This is a genomic window from Streptomyces sp. NPDC092369 (assembly GCF_044755245.1).
Lineage (GTDB): Bacteria > Actinomycetota > Actinomycetes > Streptomycetales > Streptomycetaceae > Streptomyces.
The window spans coordinates 581053-599414 of record NZ_JBIVQP010000002.1; the positions used below are offsets into that span (position 1 = coordinate 581053).

Sequence of the window (18362 nt, forward strand, 5' to 3'; positions counted from 1 at the left end):
GACCTTGTGTACGGGAACAGAGGAACGAGCAGGAGTGGAGCACCATCACCATGAACGAGCGCCCGAACACCGCCGACCGGACCGGCACCGACCAGCCCGGTACCGCCAAGCACCGCGCCGAGCGCAGGTTCGGCCGCCCGGTGCTGGCCGTGGCCGCCGTCGCAGGGCTGGGGCTCGCCGCCTGGGCCGGTACCGCGCAGGCCGCGAGCCCCGGCGCGACCAGCGCCGCGAAGGCCACGCCGACCTGCTCCGCCGCCGCGCTCAAGGCCTCCTTCGGCAAGCAGCTCGCCGGCGGGATGAACCACCAGGGTGTCGTCATCACGCTGCGCAACCTCAGCGGCAGGACCTGCGCGCTGCGCGGCTACCCGGGCCTGGGCCTGGAGAATTCCGCGCACAAGAAGCTCACCACTCACACCCACTGGGGCAACACCTGGTACGCGCACAACCCCGGCAAGAAGACCCTCGTCCTCAAGGACGGCCAGAGCGCCGAGGCCGTTCTCGCCTGGACCCACGCCAACACCGGCACCTCGGGCGCGACGCGCGCCTCCTTCCTGGAGATCACCCCGCCGGCCGCGACCCAGCACAAGACGCTGGCGTTCCCGCGCTGGGTCGACCACGGCGACCTCTCCGTGACGGCGTTCGCCAAGCACATCAACGTCAGTTCCTGACGACCGGGATCAGCAGGACGACTTCCCGGCGTAGATCGCCAGTGCCGTGTTGGAGCCCAGGGTGGCGGTGAACTGCCCGGCGGAGTTCACCGTCACCGCCGTGTTGTTCTGCACGTTGCAGTACGTGCCGGCCGCCAGGGAGGTCTGGTAGGTGCGGGACAGGCTGCCCGACTCGTGGTTGATGGCGACATAGCCCTTGCTGCCGCGGCCGAAGGCGATGGCGTCGTTGCCGTTGTCCCACCAGTCCGTCATGGCCTGGCCTCGGGTGGTGTTGCGGAAGGCGACCATGGACTTGATCTCCGGCCAGGCGTGCTGGCACTTCCAGCCGTCCTGCCAACAGGCGGTCACGGAGCCGCCGTTGGGCGGCCCGGCGTCGGCGTTCGACCACTCGTAGCCGGAGTTGATGTCCGGGGCGCCGTACGGGTGGGCGAGCATGAAGACGTTGGCCAGCGTGTAGGTGGCGCCATCCTTGTAGTTGAGCGTGGAGCCGTTGCGCTCGGTGTCGTGGTTGTCGACGAAGACGCCGGCGACCGAGCCGCTCAAGTACCCCCAGCCCTCGCCGTAGTTCTTCAGGTAGGCGAGGTTCTCGTTGTTGAAGACCCGCTTGAGGTCGTAGGCGTACCGGAACTCCTGGACGTCACCGTTGCCCGTGTACTCGGTGGGCTGGACGGCCTCCCCGCTGCCGTAGATGACCTCCTGCTTCCAGTACGCGGAGGGGTTGGTCAGGCGGGACTTGATGTTCGCCAGGTCGGCGGTGTCGATGTGCTTGGCCGCGTCGATGCGGAAGCCGTCGACGCCGAGGCTGAGCAGGTCGTTCATGTACTTGGCGATGGCCGACCGCACATAGTCCTCACCGGTGTCCAGGTCGGCCAGGCCCACCAGTTCGCAGTGCTGGACGTTCCAGCGGTCCTGGTAGTTCGAGACCTGGGAGGTGCAGTCGTCGAAGTCGTAGGAGGAGTACAGGCCGGGGTAGTTGTACTTCGTGTACGACGAGCCGCCCGTGCCGGTGCCGCTGCCCGCCGACATGTGGTTGATGACGGTGTCGGCGACCACCTTCACCCCGGCCGCGTGACAGGCGTTGACCATGTTCTGGAACGCCGTGCGGTCACCGAGCCGACCGGCGATCTTGTACGACACCGGCTGGTACGAGGTCCACCACTGCGAGCCCTGTATGTGCTCGGCGGGCGGGGAGACCTGGACGTAGCCGTAGCCGGCCGGGCCCAGCGTGTTGGTGCACTCCTTGGCGACCGAGGCGAAGTTCCACTCGAAGAGGACGGCGGTGACGTCCTTGGTGCCGGGGGGCGAGGCCTGCGCGGGCGTCGGGGTCATGACAAGGGAGAGCGAAAGAGGGAGGGCGGCGGCCGTGAGGGCGAGGCCGCCGGAGAGGGTTCTGCGTGCCATGTGAGGGCTCCTTCGTCGTTGAAGGCATCACTGAAGGGGCTTGCTGAAATCTTGCAGAAACTTGCGGTGACGCAGATGTTAAAGGCCCGCTGCCTGAAAAGGCAGCGGGCCGTGTGAAGTTGATGCAAGAACTTTCAGCGGCGGGTCCGGTCAGGCCGTCGTGAACCACACCGTCGTGTCGGCGGGCACCTTCGCCTCGCCGTCCGCCTCGGTGATCTCCCCGCTGGCGAGCAGGACCCGCCCGTGCGCCGGAGTCGTCACCGACTCCCCGCCCGTGTTCGCGACACACACGAACTCACCGCGCCGGAAGGCGAGTACGCCCTCGGGCGCCCGCAGCCACTCGACGGAGTCCCCCGCGCCCAGGTCGGGCTGGTCACGACGGGCGGCGAGCGCGGCCCGGTACAGCTCAAGGGTCGAGCCGACCGCCCCGGTCTGCGCCTCGATGCTCAACTCCCCCCAGCCGTCCGGCTGCGGCAGCCAACTGCCCCCGCTCCCGAAACCGTACGAGGACCCCTCGCGCGTCCACGGGATCGGCACCCGGCAGCCGTCGCGGAAGCCGTCCTGGCCCGCGCCCCGGAAGTACGCCGGGTCCTGGCGCACCTCGTCCGGCAGGTCGACGACGTCCGGCAGGCCGAGCTCCTCGCCCTGGTAGACGTAGGCGGAACCGGGCAGCGCGAGCATCAGCAGGGTGGCCGCGCGGGCCCTGCGCAGACCCAGCTCCCGGTCACCCGCCGTGCGGATCTGGGTGCCGAGGCCGGGCGGGTTGGCGAAGCGGGTGGCGTGCCGGGTGACGTCGTGGTTGGACAGCACCCAGGTGGCCGGCGCGCCGACGGGACGCATGGCCTCCAGCGTCCGGTCGATGACCGTGCGCAGCTCCTTCGCGTCCCATTCGGTGCTCAGGTACTGGAAGTTGAAGGCCTGGTGGAGTTCGTCGGGGCGGACGTAGTTCGCGGTGCGCTCGACGGTCGGGGTCCATGCCTCGGCGACGAAGATGCGCTCTCCGGCGTACTCGTCGAGGACGGTGCGCCACTGCCGGTAGATCTCGTGCACGCCGTCCTGGTCGAAGAACGGCATGACATCGTTGCCCAGCAGCTTGAGTTGGTCGTGCGAACCGAGGTCGGGCAGACCCGGCGCCTTCACCAGGCCGTGGGCCACGTCGATGCGGAAGCCGTCGACGCCCATGTCGAGCCAGAAGCGCAGGATGGAGCGGAACTCGTCGCCGACGGCGGGGTGGTCCCAGTTGAAGTCGGGCTGCTCGGGGGCGAAGAGATGGAGGTACCACTCGCCGTCCGGCACCCTCGTCCAGGCCGGGCCGCCGAAGATGGACTCCCAGTCGTTGGGCGGGAGTTCGCCGTTCTCGCCCTTGCCGGGGCGGAAGTGGTAGCGGTCCCGCGACGGCGAGCCGGGGCCCTCCGCCAGTGCCCGCCTGAACCACTCGTACTGGTCCGAGGAGTGGTTGGGCACGAGGTCGACGATGATCCTGAGCCCCAGTCCGTGGGCGTCCCGGATCAGCGCGTCGGCATCCAGCAGGTTGCCGAACATCGGGTCCACGGCCCGGTAGTCGGCGACGTCGTAGCCGGCGTCCGCCTGCGGCGAGGCGTAGAACGGACTGAGCCACACGGCGTCGACACCGAGGTCACGCAGGTACGGAAGTCTGGAACGTACGCCTTCCAGGTCGCCCATGCCGTCGCCGTTGCTGTCGGCGAAGCTGCGCGGATAGACCTGGTAGATCACCGCGTCCCTCCACCAGTCGCTGCGCTTGGCCTTGGCGGAACTGGGTGCCGGGGCGATGACGGAGTGCTGCTGAGTCATGGCGTCCTTGGTACGTAACGGAGTTCTGGTCATGGTGGGTTGGAGACGAGGCGGCCATGGTGTCAGCGGGGTCGGATGGACATCATGGCCGCCTCGAGTTTTGAGTGCGGCTGGGTGGGGGCTGGTCGCGCAGTTCCCCGCGCCCCTTAGAAGAAGGGGCGTTGGCGAACCCCGCTATCCCTTTGTGCCGCCTGCCGTGAGGCCGGTCACCAAGTTCTTCTGCACGAGGTAGAAGAACGCCGACACCGGTATCGCGATCAGTACCGCCGTCGCCGCCATGAGGTTGCGCTGGGCGTCGTGTTCGCTGACGAAGCTCTGCAGGCCGACGGCGAGGGTGTACTTCTGGTCGTCCAGCATGAACGTCGTGGCGAAGGCGACCTCGCCGAAGGCGGTGATGAAGCTGTAGAACGCGGCGACCGCCAGACCCGGCTTGGCGAGCGGCAGGATCAGCCGCGCGAACGTGCCGAAGGGGCTCAGCCCGTCGACGCGTCCGGCCTCGTCGATCTCGAACGGGATGGTGTCGAAGTACCCCTTGAGGAGCCAGGCGCAGTACGGCACCGCGGTCGAGCAGTAGACGAGGATCAACCCGAGGTAGCTGTCGATGAGTTGCAGGTCGGCCAGGATCTGGTACATCGGCACCATGAGGACGGCCACGGGGAACATCTGGGTGACCAGCAGCACCCACATGAACTTCCGGTAGCCCGGGAAGCGCATCCGGGAGACCGCGTAGCCGGTGGTCGCGGCGACGAAGACGCCGAGCAGCGTGGTGCCGAGCGAGACGATCAGCGAACTCTTCAGCCAGTCGAAGAAGTTGGTGTGCTGGAGGACGAACGAGTAGTTGTCGAACGTCATCTTGGACCAGATGCCGCCGGGGTGCAGATAGTCGTCCTTGTCCGGGCCGAGCGACAGGAACACCAGCCAGGCGACCGGGAACAGCGCGATGACGCTCGCGCCGAGCAGGATGCCGTGGGAGGCGAGGGAGCCGGCGCGGCTGTTCTCGCCGCGGCGGCGGGTGCGGACGGGGGCCGGCGGCGCGACGGTGGCGGGGGTCTCGACAGTGGTCGTACTCATGGAAGCTCCCGCCTCAGATCGCGAGTTGCTGGTCGCCCCGGCTCAGCCAGCGGCGGTAGAAGGAGGTGAAGACGATCAGGATGGCCAGCAGCAGGATGCCGTAGGCGGCGGACTGCGCGAAGTCGCGCGGCTGTTGGCCGAAGCCGAGGTAGTAGGCCCAGGTGACCAGGATCTGCGCGTCCGGGGCGGTGTTGCCGAACAGCAGGAAGATGACGGCGAACTGGTTGAAGGTCCAGATGATGCCGAGGAGTACGACGGTGGAGCTGACGGACCTCAGGCCCGGCAGGGTGACGTACCGGAAGCGCTGCCAGGCGGTGGCGCCGTCCATCTCGGCGGCCTCGTACAGCGAGGCGTCGATGGACTGCAGGCCGCCGAGCAGGGACACCATCATGAAGGGCACCCCGCACCAGGTGTTGACCATGATGGCGGCGAACCGCTGCCAGAAGGTGTCCTCAAGCCAGGCCGGACTGGGCAGGTGCAGGGCGTCCAGGGCGGTGTTGATGATGCCGCCGTCGGCGAGCATGAACCGCCAGCCGAAGACGGTGACGAAGGTCGGCACGGCCCAGGGCAGCACGAGGATCAGCCGGTAGAAGGTGCGTCCGCGCAGCTTCTGGTTGAGCAGGAGTGCCAGGCCCAGGCCGATCGTGTAGTGCAGGGCGACGCACAGCGCGGTCCACACGATGGTCCAGATGAAGTGCGACCAGAAGCGGTCGTAGGACGTCGGGCCGAACAGGATGTCCTTGTAGTTGTCGAGCCCGATGAACTTGTAGGTGGCGTCGATGTGGTTGACGCCGATCGTGCGCGCGGTGTTGAGGCTGTTGGCGTCGGTGAGGGTCAGGTAGAGGCCGTACACCAGGGGGTAGAGCACGAGGACGCCGAGCACGATCGCCACCGGGGCGATCATCGCGTACGCGTACCAGTACTTCTGGTAGCTGCGCCTGAAACGCCCGTCCCGCGGCGCTCGGTCACCGCGGCGCTTGCCCGTCGCGCGGTCGATGGCGACTGTCATGGTTCAACACCTTCTGGAAGACAGGCCGGTGACCGCCGGATCGCTCCCCCGGTACTGCTGTCAGGGCGATCCGACGGTCACGCGGGGCTCACTTGCTGAAGTCCGGCACCAGCTTGGCGATGGCCAGTTCAGCGTTGCTGAGGCCCTTGTCCAGGGACTCCTTGCCGCCGGCGATCTTCGGCAGTTCGGTGTCCAGCGGGGTCCACAGGGAGCTGTACTCCGGCAGCGCGGGCCGCGGCTGGGCGGCGGGCAGCACGGTCTGGAAGCCGGCGATGCCCGGGTCTGCCTTGACCTCGGCGGTGTAGGCGTCGTCGCGGGTGGGCAGTGTGGAGTTCTTCAGCGCGATCTGCGACTGGGACTTGGCGGAGGTCATGAAGTTGACGAACTTCAGGGCCGCCTTCTGGTGCGCCGCGTCCGAACCCGCGTAGACGGACAGGTTGTGGCCGCCGGTCGGGGCGCCCGCCTTGCCGGTGGAGCCGGCCGGGACGGTGGCGATGCCGAGGTTGGCCTTGTCCTTGAAGGCGCTGCCCTTGTAGAAGTTCGTGATCTCCCACGGGCCCTGGATGATCGCGGCGACCTTGCCGTTGACGAACGCGTCCTGGATGTGGGCGTAGGCGTCGGCGGTGGTGTCGGCCTTGTGCAGGCCCTTGCCGGAGAACAGCCCCTGCCAGGTGCCGTAGGCCTTCTTCGCGGCGTCCGAGTCGACGGTGATCTTCTTGGCGGCGGCGTCGACGGTGTCGGTGCCCTCGCCGTAGAGGAAGCTCTGCGCGTAGTAGGCCTGGGTGGAGCCCCAGTAACCGTCCACGCCCGTCTTGGACTTGATGGTGGCGGCGGCGGTCTTGAGGTCGTCCCAGGTCTTGGGCGCCTCGATGCCGGCCTTCGCGAAGAGGGCCTTGTTGTAGACCAGCGCGAGGGTGTCGGTGACCAGCGGGACGCCGTAGGTCTTGCCGTCGTACTGCGCCTGTGTGATCAGGTTGGACTGGAACTTGGCCTGGTCCGCGAGGGCTTCGGTGCCGTCCAGCGGCAGGAAGTAGCCCTTCTTCGCGAAGGCGGGGGTCCAGCCGACCTCGGAGCGCAGCACGTCCGGGGCGCCCGTGGCGCCGGCGGCGGTGTCGAACTTGTTCTGCGCCTGGTCGAAGGGGACGTTGACGTACTTGACCTTGACGTCCTTGTTGGCGGCCTCGAACTGCTTCACCAAGGCCTGGTAAGTGGGCGCCTCGTTGGTCGCGTTGGACGTGTCCCACCAGGTGATGGTGACCGGGCCGTCCGCCTTGTCTCCGCTGTCGCTCCCGCCGCACGCCGTCGCCGCGAGAGCGAGGGACGCCATCAGCGCGGTGGCCGCTATGCCACGCCGCATGAGTTCTCCTTGAGGGTGAAAGCCCGTGTGCTGCTGCCGACTGCGCCGTTGCGGCGGCCGGGCGATTGGGAACGTAACAGCGTTGCAAGCAAGACGAAAGACCTTGCAGCAAAAAATTGCAAGACGGCCGGAGAGTTACCCGCGCGTGATCAGACCTTGATCCCCTGAAGGCACCTATTGAAGGGGCTGAGCGGGTCGGGGACACTTGTGCAAGACTCTGCAAGCTCTTGCCGTGTACCGACCAGGACATGAGGATCGCTATGAGGCAGCAACCCGCGGCGGGCCGACGGCCGGTACAGTCCACCCCCGTGACCACACGGCTTGCCGACATCGCCGCCCAGGCGGGGGTGAGCGAAGCGACGGTCAGCCGGGTCCTCAACGGAAAGCCGGGCGTCGCCGCCACCACCCGCCAGTCCGTGCTCGCCGCGCTGGACGTGCTCGGCTACGAGCGCCCGGTCCGGCTGCGCCAGCGCAGCGAGGGCCTGGTGGGGCTGATCACCCCGGAGTTGGAGAACCCCATCTTCCCGGCCCTGGCCCAGGTCATCGGACAGGCGCTGACCAGGCAGGGCTACACCCCCGTGCTCGCCACCCAGACCCCGGGCGGGTCCACGGAGGACGAGCTGACGGAGATGCTGGTGGACCGCGGGGTCGCCGGCATCATCTACGTCTCCGGACTGCACGCCGACACCACCGCCGACATGGAGCGCTACGACCGGCTGCGCGCACAGGGCGTGCCGTACGTGCTGGTGGACGGTTTCTCGCCGAAGGTGCAGGCGCCCTTCATCTCCCCCGACGACCGCGCGGCGATGACGCTGGCGGTCACGCATCTGGTGTCGCTCGGCCACACCCGGATCGGACTCGCCCTCGGGCCGAAGCGGTTCGTGCCGGTGCAGCGCAAGATCGAGGGCTTCGTACGGGCGATGCAGGACCTGCTCGGCCTGGGCGCGCAGGAGGTCGAGTCGGAGCTCGTCCAGCACTCGCTGTACACCCTGGAGGGCGGCCAGGCCGCCGCCGGCGCGCTGATCGAGCGCAGTTGTACGGCGGTGGTGTGCGCGAGCGACATGATGGCGCTGGGCGCGATACGGGCGGCCCGCCAGCGCGGTCTGGACGTCCCGCGCGATGTCTCGGTGGTCGGTTTCGACGACTCCCCGCTGATCGCCTTCACCGACCCACCGCTGACCACGATCCGCAAGCCGGTGCCGGCGATGGGCCAGGCTGCGGTGCGCACGCTCCTGGAGGAGATCGGCGGAACGCCCGCACCGCACAGCGAGTTCGTGTTCATGCCTGAGCTGGTGGTACGGGGTTCGACCGCCTCGGCACCCGGGGAGCGCGGTCGTCCCTAGGGCGGAGAACGCGCGGTGTCGACCGGTTCGCTGGTAGGAGGGCGGGGTGTCTTCCCGTCGTAGGACATGCGTCCTGAACCAGCCCAGGGGATGATCGGTCGAGGAAGGCGTTTCTGGCAGACTTTGTGTCTATGGGTGAGTCGACCGTGACCAGTCTGGAAGACCGTGAGCAGACGGCCGTTCCCACCCGCGGTGCGGCCGGACGAGGGCCGGGGTTGCTGCGCCGACTGCGTACGCCGCGCCGGCCGCGGCTGTGGTTCGAGATCCTGCTGATCGGCGTCAGTTACTGGACGTATTCGCTGATCCGCAACGCGGTTCCGGAGCAGCGCGGCGAGGCGCTGCGCAACGCCGACTGGATCTGGAAGGTCGAGCACCACCTCGGCATCGCGGTCGAGGAGTCGGTCAACCACAGTGTGAACTCGGTGACTTGGCTCATCGTCGGCATGAACTACTACTACGCGACACTGCACTTCGTGGTGACCCTGGGCGTGCTGGTGTGGCTGTACCGCAGCCATCCGGGCCGTTACGCGGCGGCGCGCATGGTTCTGTTCGCCACCACCCTGGTCGCGCTGGTCGGTTACTACCTGTATCCGCTCGCCCCGCCCCGCCTGATGAACGGCAGCACGTTCGTCGACACCGTCATGGTCCACCAGACCTGGGGTTCGATGGCGTCCGGCGACCTGAAGCACATGTCGAACCAGTACGCCGCGATGCCGTCGATGCACATCGGCTGGTCCCTGTGGTGCGGGCTGACGATCTTCGCCCTGGCCAAGGTGCCGTGGGTGCGCGTCCTGGGTCTCCTCTATCCGGCGGCGACCCTGATGGTCATCGTCTCCACCGCCAACCACTTCTGGCTCGACGCGGTCGGCGGCATGCTCTGCCTCGCCTTCGGCTTCACGGTGGCCTACCTCTGGTACGGGGCCCTGCCGTACTCCCTGCCCCAGCTGCCACCGGCGAGGGGCACGGGAGAGCGTCTGTCGCCGACGAGGGCGTAGGCCGGGCGAGGGGTGCCCGCGCCGCGCTCGACGCGATACGGATTCCAGGCACCGGGCCCGGGAGGTGCCGTGGCCCCACGCGCCGGCAGGCGGGCCTGCCTCCGCCCCTGCCCCACGCCCGCCCGGCGCGGCGGATCGCGACGAGGAGGGTCCGGAGCCGTCGCGTCGCGCCCGGCGGGGTGTCGGGTTCGCGCGCGAGCCGCTGCCCGACGTGGGGGTCCCGCGGGCCGCGCATCAGCGGGGCGCTCCCGCCGCTTCCCGAAGCGCCTCCAGGAACGTGCGCAACGCCGGCTGTACCGGTGCCGACTCCCGCACGGCCGCGCTGATCGTGCGGGTCGGCTCCGGCCCCCGCACCTCCCGTAGTACCACCTGCGGATGCCGGCCCCCGCCCAGCCCCAGCCGGGGGATCAGGCTCACCCCGAGTCCCGCCGCGACGAAGCCCTGTGCGGTGACGTAGTCCTCGCTCTCGACCACGAACCGGGGCCGGAACCCGGCGGCCTCGCACGCGGTCAGCTGGGCGTCCAGACAGGGCCCCGGCCACTCGCTGCCGACCCAGGGCTCCTCGGCCAGCTCCGCCAGCTCCACGCTCCGCCGGGCCGCGAGCCGGTGCCCCTTGGGCAGGACGGCGAGGTAGGGATCGTCGAGCAGCCGCAGCAGCCGTACGCCGGCGGCCTGCCGCTCGCCGCCGACCACCAGCGCGAGATCCGCCCGCCCTTCCCGCACGTCCGGCAGCGGATCCTCGGGGTCGATCAGCTTCAACTCGACCTGTACGTCAGGGTGTTCGGCCCGCATCCGGGCCACGGCCGGAGCGACCAGGGCGGCCCCCGCCGTCGCGAAGTACCGCACCGACAACCGCCCGGTACGCCCCGCGAGCAGATCGGCCAGCGCGGTCTCGGCCTCGGCGACCTGCCGGCCAATGGCATCGGCGTACTCGGTGAGCAGCAGCCCCGCCGCCGTCGGCCGCACCCCGCGCCCGGACCGCTCCAGCAGCGCCGTACCGGCCTCCTTCTCCAACGCGGCGACCTGCTGACTCACCGCGGAGGGCGTGTACCCGAGGCTCGCGGCGGCCGCCGTCACCGATCCGCTGCCGACCACTGTCCGCAGCACCTGCATCCGTCGCACATCCAGCATGTAGGAGAGGTTAACAGTGCCTGCACAGACTTTCACTTGTCCTTACGACCACCCGCGGGCCACCGTGGACCCATGCCGCTCGCCTCCTCCCTCCGCATGGCCGTCCTGGCCCTCCTCTGGGGCTCCGGGTTCCTCTGGATCAAGCTCGCCCTGGACCACGGACTCACCCCGGCCCAGATCACCATCGCCCGCTGCGCCCTGGGCACGGCCGTCCTCCTGCTCCTGGCCCGCCGCGCAGGCCAGTCGCTGCCACGGTCGCGCAAGGTGTGGGGCCACCTGGTCGTGGCCGCGCTCTTCTGCAACGCGCTGCCCTTCGCGATGTTCAGCGTGGGCGAGCAGACGGTCGACTCGGGCGTGGCCGGCGTCCTGAACGCCACAACTCCCTTGTGGTCCCTGCTCATCGGCGTCGCCCTGGGCACCGACCGCGGCCTGAGCCGGACCCGTCTGACCGGCCTGTTCCTCGGTTTCGCCGGTACGGTGCTGATCTTCGCGCCCTGGCACCGCTCGGGCCTGTTCGGCTGGGGCGCCCTCGCCCTGCTGGCCGCCGCCGCGAGCTACGCCGTCGCGTTCGCCTACATGGCCCGCCATCTCACCGCCCGCGAGGCCCCGTTGGCGGTCTCGGCGGCCCAACTCCTCACGGCAACGGCCTGGACCACGCTGGCCCTCCCGGTCGCGGGTCCCCTGCGTCCCGACCTCACCGCCGTCCTGGCCGTCGTCGCCCTGGGCATCCTCGGCACAGGCGTCACCTTCTACCTCAACTACCGCCTCATAGCAGACGAGGGCCCGACGAACGCGGCGACGGTGGGCTACCTGCTGCCGGTGGTGTCGGTGACGCTGGGCGCGCTGGTACTGGACGAGCGGGTGGGTTGGCGGGTGGTGGCGGGAATGGCGGTGGTCCTGACGGGCGTGGCCTTGTCAAACAGGCGGCGAGTGGCAACGCCCTTCAGGGGCGCGGGGCTGTGTCGATCTGCGGCTCCGCCGCGGGGCGCGACCAGCCCCACCGGCCGTCAGCCGAAGACGAACAACCCACCTACAACGCCGCCGCCCCATAAAACAACTCGTCCACCACACCCCTCGCCCGACGCGCCGTACGGCGATACGCATCGAGCATGTCCCCCGCATGCCCCGGCCCATACCCCAAGTACCGCCCCACCGCGGCAAGTTCCCGGCTCTCAGAGGGGAACGTGTCCCCGGCCCGCCCCCGCACGAGCATCACCGCGTTACGAACCCGAGTCGCCAACACCCAAGCCTCATCCAGTATGTCGGCGTCCTCGCCCGACACCAGACCGGCGGAGCACGCCGCGGCGAGTGCCTCCCGGGTCCGCGTGGTCCGCAGCCCCGGCTCCGCCCACCCGTGCTGCAACTGAAGCAACTGCACGGTCCACTCCACGTCGGACAGCCCTCCGGGCCCGAGCTTGGTGTGCAGTTTCGGGTCGGCCCCGCGAGGCATCCGCTCGGACTCCATCCGAGCCTTCAGCCGCCGGATCTCCCGCACCGCGTCGTCCCCGAGCCCTTCGGCCGGATACCGCAGCGGATCGATCAGTTCGATGAACCGCCGCCCCAAGTCCGCGTCCCCGGCCACGGGTTCGGCCCGGAGCAACGCCTGCGACTCCCACCCCAGAGACCACCGGCGGTAATACGCCTCGTAGGAGTGGAGCGTCCGTACCAGGGGCCCGGACTTGCCCTCGGGACGCAGGTCGGCGTCGATGAGCAGCGGCGGATCCGCACTCGGCACCTGGAGCAGTCGGCGCATCTCGGAGACGACCTTGTTGGCGGCCTCGGAGGCCTCCCGTTCCGGCACTCCCTCGCGCGGTTCGTGCACGAACAGGACGTCCGCGTCGGAGCCGTAGCCGAGTTCGTGACCACCGAAGCGGCCCATGCCGATGATCGCGAACCGGGTGGGCAGGGTGTCGCCCCAGCCGGCCCGCACCACCGCGCGCAGCGTGCCCGCGAGGGTCGCCGCCGTGAGGTCGGAGATCGCGCCGCCGACCCGGTCCACCAGGGCGCCCTGGTCGGCCTCGACGGGGTGGGTGTCGGTTCCGTAGGAGCCGACGATGTCGGCGGCGGCCGTACGGAACAGTTCCCGGCGCCGTACCCCGCGCGCGACGGCGACCGCCTGGTCCGCGTTGTCGGCGCGCCCCACTCCGGCGAGGACCTCCTGCTCCAAGTGGGCTCTGTTGCGCGGCTCCAGGCCACCGCCGTCACCGCCGCCGTCGCCGAGCAGGGCCACCGCTTCGGGGGCCCGCATCAGGAGGTCGGGGGCGAGGCGTCCCGCGGACAGCACGCGGGCGAGGTTCTCGGCGGTGGCGCCCTCGTCCCGCAGCAGCCGCAGGTACCACGGCGTCTTGCCCAACGCGTCCGAGACCTTGCGGAAGTTGAGCAGTCCCGCGTCCGGGTCGGCGGAGTCGGCGAACCAGCCGAGCAGCACCGGCAGCAGGGTGCGCTGGATCGCGGCCTTGCGGCTCACCCCGGAGGCCAGCGCCTCCAGGTGCCGCAGGGCCGCGGCAGGGTCGGCGTAGCCGAGGGCGACCAGCCGCTCCCGGGCCGCCTCGGGGCTCAACCGGGCCTCGCCGGGGGCGAGTTGGGCAGCGGCGTCGAGCAGCGGGCGGTAGAAGAGCTTCTCGTGCAGCCGGCGTACGACGGATGCGTGCCGGCGCCACTCGCGGGTCAACTCGGCGACCGGGTCGGCGCGCAGGCCGAGCGAGCGGCCGATGCGGCGCAGGTCGGCCTCGTCCTCGGGCACGAGGTGGGTGCGGCGCAGCCGGTAGAGCTGGATGCGGTGCTCCATGGAGCGCAGGAACCGGTAGGCGTCGTCGAGTTGGACGGCGTCGGCGCGTCCTACGTACCCGCCGGCGGCCAGGGCCTGGAGCGCGTCCAGCGTGGTGCCGCTGCGCAGGGAGGCGTCCGCCCGCCCGTGCACCAACTGGAGGAGCTGCACGGCGAATTCGACGTCTCTCAGTCCACCCGGCCCGAGCTTCAACTCACGGTCGACTTCACCGAGCGGGATGTTCTCGACGACCCGGCGGCGCATCTTCTGCACGTCGGCGACGAAGTTCTCGCGCTCGGCCGCCTGCCAGACCATGGGGGCGAGGGCGGTGACGTACTCATCGCCCAGCTCCAGGTCGCCGGCCACCGGGCGGGCCTTGAGCAGGGCCTGGAACTCCCAGGTCTTGGCCCAGCGTTGGTAGTAGGCGAGGTGGCTGCTGAGGGTGCGGACCAGGGGGCCGTTGCGGCCCTCGGGGCGGAGGTTGGCGTCGACGGGCCAGATGGAGCCCTCGACGGTGGTCTCGGAGCAGACCCGCATCATGTGCGAGGCGAGTTTGGTGGCGGCGCGGATCGCCTTGCCCTCGTCGGCACCCTCGACGGCCTCGCCGACGAAGATCACGTCGACGTCCGAGACGTAGTTCAGCTCGTGGCCGCCGCACTTGCCCATCGCGACCACCGCGAGCCGGCACAGCGCGGCGTCGTCCGGCGCGGCGGCGCTCGCGATGGCGAGGGCGGCGCGCAGGGTGGCGGTGGCGAGGTCGGCGAGTTCGGCGGCGGTCTGGGCGAGGTCGGTGGTGCCGCACACGTCACGGGCGGCGATGGACAGCAGGCAGCGGCGGTAGGCGACGCGCAGGGTGACCGGGTCGGTGGCCTCGGCGAGTCCGCGCTCGAACTCCTCGACGCCCGGGTGCAGATCGCGCGGCTCGTAGGTGACGAGCGCGTGCCAGTCGTGCGGATGCCGGGCGAGGTGGTCGGCGAGCGCGGAGGAGGCGCCGAGCACGCCGAGCAGCCGGTCGCGCAGCGGCTTGGCCGCTATCAACGTGTCGAGCAGCGTCCGCCAGGCGGTGGTGTCGGGCTGGGCTTCGAGCAACCGCACAAGACCGAGCAGCGCGAGATCCGGATCGGCGGTCGCCCCCAGCGCCTCCAACAACACCGGATCATTGCGCACAGGCGTCAGCTCACCACTGTCCAGCAGCCGCTCCGCCGCCGAGGGATCGGTGAAACCGTGCCGCAGCAGCCGCGAAAAGGTACTGCTCCTGCGCCCCGGCGCCGTCATCCCGGCCCTCCCGTCCCGTCCACCGTCGCACGCCTGTCGGATCAGGGTCGTACGAGATCAAGGTCGTGCGAGACCGAGCCTAACCGGAGAGCCTGGGGGAAGCGCCGGGGCGGAACGGCGGTTTCGGCGGGCGGGACGGGGGGGCGAGGGGCGGTGGCCGGTGGCGCGAGCGGGCGGTGGTGGACGGGGGACGGTGCTGCGATCGGGCGGTGGTGGACGGTGGCAGGACCCGACCACGGCCCGTGCCCGTCGGCGCCCCGGTGGGTGTCGCCGCGAGCGGCCGGCGGACCCTATCCGCGAGGACCGACGAGCGACCCACCGCGAGCGACCGACAGGCCCGGCGGTCGCACCGCGAGAGGCGACGGGTGCCGAGCCCGCCCGCGGCGGTTTCGGTGGGCGGAGGGTGGCGCCCCAGGTTCTTCGGCGACCGCTCCTGCTCTGCCGGAGCGCTCCCCCTCAGCGGGCGACCACCAGGGTCGCCGGGCGGGTCGGGTCCAGGAGTACTCGGTCGCCCGGGGCCGCCGCGGTGTTGTCCGTGGGTGGCAGTGCCGCTGACGCGGTGGGGTGGCCGGCGAGCGGGACGAGTACCTGGCGGACGGTTCCGGGGCGGCCGCCCGGGCGGGTGGCGTACTGGATGTCGAGGCACAGGTCGCTCAGCCGGGTGAGGGCATCCGGGATGGTCGTGCCCGCGGTGATCTCCGGGAGGACCTCCTGCCGGGCGAGGTCCGGGGTGACACCGGCGCACGCGCGCGTGTCGGCCGGCGGTACGGGCTGTCCGGACCGACCCCCTTGCGGTCCGGACAGCGTGAGGACCGTGGTGTCGCCGACGGCGGTGGCGTTCGTGGCGTCGACGCGGAGCGTGTCGCGGCGCAGCCACCGCAGCGGCTGTCCGTCGAGCTCGGCCCGCACCCAGCCCGAGGTGTCGACGAGGAACCCGGTCTCCACCGCGGACTCGTCCGGTGGCCACAGCCGGGGCGCCCGCCCTCGCGAGGCCCGTGCCGCACCGGAGTCGGGCCAGTGCCGCAGCACCACCAGCAACTGGTCCGCTGGCCGGTCGAACCGGTGCGTGCGACCGCCGGCCACGGAGAAGCTCCCCGCCGCGGTGGCCGCCGCACGCGAGCCGCCGGTGAGCCGGACACCGCCGCGGGCGTCGAGGGTGAGGCGGAGAGTCGTGAAACTCGGGGCGGGAGAACGCGGGGTGGACGAACGCGGGGTCGCATCGCCCCTGTCCTCCTGCGCAGAGGCGGCCGAGGAGGACGATCCGGTCGAGGCCGTGGCGGACGACGACGTCCCGTCGCAGCCGGTGGTGAGCAGGACGGCGGTCAGGGCGGCGGCGCCGGTGGTGAGGGCCACCGTGCGGTGGAGGTGCGGGTACGGGTACGGGTGGGTGTCCGGGATGTGGTCGCGCATGAGGTGTCTCCGTTCGAGCCGGCCCTCCCGGTGGTCGGGGCTGGGGCCGAATGGGTCGTACGGGTCGACACTGGACGCTTCGATCGCCGTATCCCATACGGCATTTGACGAATCCCTCGCGAACCGGGCGCCCGGGGCGCGTAGCGTCGTACGACACGCACGCCCGGCCCAGGGAGGCCGTGATGACCCCACCCTTCACCACCGCCGAAGCCCATCTGCGCCGCATGGCGGACGTCCTGGACGAGGCCCGGCAGGACCTCGCGGAGGGCGTGCCCCCGATGTCCCTGCTCCACGGCCTGCAGCGGCTGATTCCCTGCGAGTGCGCGAGCTTCTCGGAGCTGGACATCCCGACCAGGATCAGCTGGAACGACCGGGACACCCCGGGCGGGGAGGAGCAGGGCCCGATGGAGGAGTACTGGCGCTGGCGCCACCAGCACCTCCAGTGCGAGCAGGTCTCGCGCCCGCACGACACCCCCGAGACCACGCAGATGGCGGACTTCGTGTCGGCGCACAGACTGCGGAACCAGCCGATCTACGTCGAGTTCCTGCGCCCCTTCCCCACCATCGCGGACGTTGCTCTGCCCACCGCGCCGGGCCGCACCCGGGTCTTCCAGCTGTTCCGCACGGACGGGCAGCCGTTCAAGGACCACGAGATGACCACCCTGCGGCTGCTGGCCCCGCACCTGTACGAGATCTACCTGGCGGCCGCCCGCAGGCGCCGCACCCCGGTCCGGCTCACCCGGCGCGAACTGGACGTCCTGCGCTGCGTGGCCCTCGGCATGTCCACCCCGCAGATCGCCGAGCAGCTCTGCGTGGCCCCCAGTACCGTCCGCAAGCACCTGGAGAACGCCTTCGGACGGCTCGGTGTGTCCAGCCGTACCGCGGCGGTGGCGCGGGTGTTCCCGGAGTATGCGTGACGGGCCGCCGATGAGTTCGCGCGGCTGACGCGGTCACCACTTCAGGAGCCGGTACGAGGAGGACATCCCATGGCGCCCATGACGAACCACGACCCGCAGACCCGTCTCGACCCCCGCTACAGCGACCCCGCCGCCACCGCCACCGAGTGGGCCGCGGCCGAGGATCGGCTCGCGGCGGCCGAGCTGTTCTGGATCTCGACGGTACGGCCGGACGGGCGGCCGCATGTGACGCCGTTGCCGGCGGTGTGGGCGGACGGGGCGCTGCACTTCTGCACCGGCCCCGAGGAGCGCAAGGCGCTGAACCTGGCGGCCAACCCGCAGGTCGTGCTGACGACCGGCACCAACACCTGGGACAAGGGGTACGACCTGGTCGTCGAGGGCGAGGCCGTGCGGGTCACGGACGAGGACCGGCTGCGGGAGCTGGCCGCCGCGTGGGAGGCCAAGTACGGCAGTTTCTGGCACTTCGACGTGCGGGACGAGGCCTTCCACCACGGCGCCGGGCACGCTTTCGTCTTCGCGGTGGCGCCCGACACCGTTTTCGGCTTCGGTAAGGGGGAGCCGTTCAGCCAGACGCGGTGGCGCTTCGAGTGACGTGGCCGTGAGGTGTCCACCCGCGCACGACACGCCTGCGACAAAGGAGTCGTTATGGACATGACCCTCGAAGTGATCCTCATGCCTGTCACGGACGTGGACCGGGCCAAGGAGTTCTACCGGGACAAGGTCGGCTTCCACGTGGACCTCGACGGGGACGTGATGCCGGGCGTGCGGATCGTGCAGCTGACGCCACCGGGGTCCGGGTGTTCGATCGCCCTGGTCGACGGGCTCCAGGTGCCGACGGGGACGCCGCAGCCGGGGACGTACCACGGGATGCAGCTGTGCGTGACGGACGCGAAGGCGGCGTACGAGGAGCTGACCGCGCGCGGTCTGGACGTCACCGAGCCGCAGCAGTTCGCGCCGCAGGACGGGGCGACCTTCATGTACTTCAAGGACCCGGACGGCAACGGGTGGGCGATCCAGGAGTACCGCAAGCGGGAGGCGGAGCCGCTGCACCAGGTGCTGGCTCAACTGGCGTCCGGGCGCGAGTAGTTCACCCGGTCTTCATGCTTCCGGTCGGGTGAGGTGGGGCGGGAGAATATTGGCGTGCGCATGCTCAATCCGTACCGCCGCCCCCGCCCTTCCCCCCACCGGAGGTAGACGTGCCCGGCC

The 18362-nt window shown here is 70.4% G+C and carries 14 protein-coding genes and 1 pseudogene; 7 read left to right on the plus strand and 8 right to left on the minus strand.

Translation table 11 applies throughout. The features are described 5' to 3' along the window. Positions 1 to 50 precede the first annotated feature (50 nt). The gene (locus ACIQI8_RS12280) at positions 51 to 668 is read left to right on the plus strand and encodes a DUF4232 domain-containing protein (protein WP_402347951.1); all 618 of its coding nucleotides are present in this window, start codon (positions 51 to 53) and stop codon (positions 666 to 668) included. A gap of 9 nt (positions 669 to 677) precedes the next feature. Here the strand turns inward: ACIQI8_RS12280 and ACIQI8_RS12285 are convergent, their stop codons facing one another. The 5 genes from ACIQI8_RS12285 to ACIQI8_RS12305 form a co-directional block, all read right to left on the minus strand. Further along, positions 678 to 2069: an alpha-amylase family protein gene (locus tag ACIQI8_RS12285; protein WP_402347954.1), complete on the minus strand. Its 1392-nt coding sequence runs from the start codon at positions 2067 to 2069 to the stop codon at positions 678 to 680. A gap of 150 nt (positions 2070 to 2219) precedes the next feature. Then, positions 2220 to 3881 (minus strand): glycoside hydrolase family 13 protein, encoded by a 1662-nt coding sequence (locus ACIQI8_RS12290; RefSeq protein ID WP_402347957.1) that lies wholly within the window; start codon positions 3879 to 3881, stop codon positions 2220 to 2222. A 174-nt stretch (positions 3882 to 4055) separates the two neighbouring features. Continuing rightward, entirely contained in the window at positions 4056 to 4952 is an 897-nt protein-coding gene (locus tag ACIQI8_RS12295; protein WP_402347960.1) for a sugar ABC transporter permease, read from the minus strand. Positions 4953 to 4965: 13 nt separating this feature from the next. After that, the gene (locus ACIQI8_RS12300) at positions 4966 to 5961 is read right to left on the minus strand and encodes a carbohydrate ABC transporter permease (protein ID WP_402347963.1); all 996 of its coding nucleotides are present in this window, start codon (positions 5959 to 5961) and stop codon (positions 4966 to 4968) included. A gap of 88 nt (positions 5962 to 6049) precedes the next feature. Beyond that, entirely contained in the window at positions 6050 to 7318 is a 1269-nt protein-coding gene (locus tag ACIQI8_RS12305) for an extracellular solute-binding protein (protein ID WP_402347966.1), read from the minus strand. 308 nt (positions 7319 to 7626) lie between these two features. Here ACIQI8_RS12305 and ACIQI8_RS12310 point away from each other — a divergent pair, with 308 nt between their 5' ends. Together ACIQI8_RS12310 and ACIQI8_RS12315 are read left to right on the plus strand one after the other, a co-directional pair. Continuing rightward, positions 7627 to 8661, plus strand: coding sequence for a LacI family DNA-binding transcriptional regulator (locus tag ACIQI8_RS12310; protein ID WP_402347969.1), 1035 nt, complete (start codon positions 7627 to 7629; stop codon positions 8659 to 8661). Between the two features lie 131 nt (positions 8662 to 8792). Then, a complete protein-coding gene (locus tag ACIQI8_RS12315; protein WP_402347972.1) occupies positions 8793 to 9656 on the plus strand; it encodes a phosphatase PAP2 family protein in 864 nt (287 codons plus the stop codon). A gap of 234 nt (positions 9657 to 9890) precedes the next feature. Here the strand turns inward: ACIQI8_RS12315 and ACIQI8_RS12320 are convergent, their stop codons facing one another. Continuing rightward, a complete protein-coding gene (locus ACIQI8_RS12320) occupies positions 9891 to 10787 on the minus strand; it encodes a LysR family transcriptional regulator (RefSeq protein ID WP_402347975.1) in 897 nt (298 codons plus the stop codon). 72 nt (positions 10788 to 10859) lie between these two features. Here ACIQI8_RS12320 and ACIQI8_RS12325 point away from each other — a divergent pair. Further along, positions 10860 to 11705, plus strand: a pseudogene (locus ACIQI8_RS12325) (DMT family transporter); the annotation flags it as partial. 112 nt (positions 11706 to 11817) lie between these two features. On the opposite strand, the gene ACIQI8_RS12330 reads toward ACIQI8_RS12325, so the two are convergent. Next, positions 11818 to 14829: a bifunctional [glutamine synthetase] adenylyltransferase/[glutamine synthetase]-adenylyl-L-tyrosine phosphorylase gene (locus tag ACIQI8_RS12330; protein ID WP_402347978.1), complete on the minus strand. Its 3012-nt coding sequence runs from the start codon at positions 14827 to 14829 to the stop codon at positions 11818 to 11820. 456 nt (positions 14830 to 15285) lie between these two features. After that, positions 15286 to 16239 (minus strand): hypothetical protein, encoded by a 954-nt coding sequence (locus tag ACIQI8_RS12335; protein ID WP_402347982.1) that lies wholly within the window; start codon positions 16237 to 16239, stop codon positions 15286 to 15288. A 182-nt stretch (positions 16240 to 16421) separates the two neighbouring features. Between ACIQI8_RS12335 and ACIQI8_RS12340 the strand changes: the two genes are divergently transcribed. The 3 genes from ACIQI8_RS12340 to ACIQI8_RS12350 all read left to right on the plus strand — a co-directional run bounded on the left by ACIQI8_RS12340 (position 16422) and on the right by ACIQI8_RS12350 (position 18242). Then, positions 16422 to 17156: a LuxR C-terminal-related transcriptional regulator gene (locus ACIQI8_RS12340; protein ID WP_402347985.1), complete on the plus strand. Its 735-nt coding sequence runs from the start codon at positions 16422 to 16424 to the stop codon at positions 17154 to 17156. A gap of 78 nt (positions 17157 to 17234) precedes the next feature. Further along, on the plus strand, positions 17235 to 17747 hold the full coding sequence (locus ACIQI8_RS12345; RefSeq protein ID WP_402350384.1) for a pyridoxamine 5'-phosphate oxidase family protein: 513 nt from the start codon (positions 17235 to 17237) through the stop codon (positions 17745 to 17747). Between the two features lie 54 nt (positions 17748 to 17801). Further along, entirely contained in the window at positions 17802 to 18242 is a 441-nt protein-coding gene (locus tag ACIQI8_RS12350) for a VOC family protein (protein WP_402347988.1), read from the plus strand. Positions 18243 to 18362 lie beyond the last annotated feature (120 nt).